Raw genomic sequence first — 884 nt, 5'->3', positions numbered from 1 at the left:
CGCGGTCCTCGCCGACCGCATCGCGCTCCTGGACCGCCCCGCCTTCGCCCCCTTCTTCGACACCTCGGGCCGCAGCACCCCCTTCTCGCTGCGGGCCCTTGACCATCCCGTACGCGTCCGCATCGACCTCCCCGAGCGCGGCCACGCCGACGCCTCGCGGATCCTGGCCCGCCTCGTCCTCGCCCAGTTCACGGCGACCGCCGCCGGGCGCGAGGACCGCTCGCTCTTCGCCTGCCTCGTCCTGGACGACGCGTCGGGCACGGTCACCCCGGAATCCGTACGCCGGGTCCAGCGCCTGCGGTCCGCCAACGCGGGCGTCGTGATGACCTTGCGTACGCTCGACGACGTACCCCGGCCCCTGCGCACACCGCTCCTCGGCGCGATCGGCTGCCGCATGGCGCTCTCCGGCCTCACCCCGTGGGACGGCCAGGACTTCGCGGAGGTCTGGGGCAAGGAGTGGACAGAGGCGCGCGATGTGACCGACCGGCAGATCATCGCCGAGACCCCACTGGGCAAAACCGTGCACATGCTGCGCCGCGTCATCACCGGCAACGCACCGACGGCCCGCGCCGTCACCGTCCGTCAGGTCGAGCGCGAGCGGTGGTCCGCGTCCGAGCTGGCGCACGGGGTGCCGCCGGGGCACGCGGTGCTGTCGCTGACCGACGTACGCGGGGAGCACGCGCCCCCGCTCCTCGTGGACCTGCGCTCCTGAAGCGGCGCGGGCCCGGCCTGAAGCGGCGCGGACGGGGCACCCGGACATCCCAGCACGGATGAGCGGACGAACCGCCGGATCACACGTACGTGGTGTTCGGTCTCTTTCGCACCATACGGTGAGGCAGAATCGACACAGGTCGTTCATACGGACCGGCCAAAAGATCCACATC

The 884-nt window shown here is 72.1% G+C and carries 1 pseudogene; it reads left to right on the top strand.

What is annotated here, in order from left to right:
- Positions 1-712, top strand: a pseudogene (locus AOK03_RS44705) (ATP-binding protein); the annotation flags it as partial.
- Between the last annotated feature and the right edge of the window lie 172 nt (positions 713-884).

Source organism: Streptomyces atriruber, assembly GCF_001418325.1.
Lineage (GTDB): Bacteria > Actinomycetota > Actinomycetes > Streptomycetales > Streptomycetaceae > Streptomyces > Streptomyces atriruber.
The sequence above is the reverse complement of the archived record's forward strand: the minus strand, read 5'-3'. Positions and strand labels throughout refer to the sequence as shown.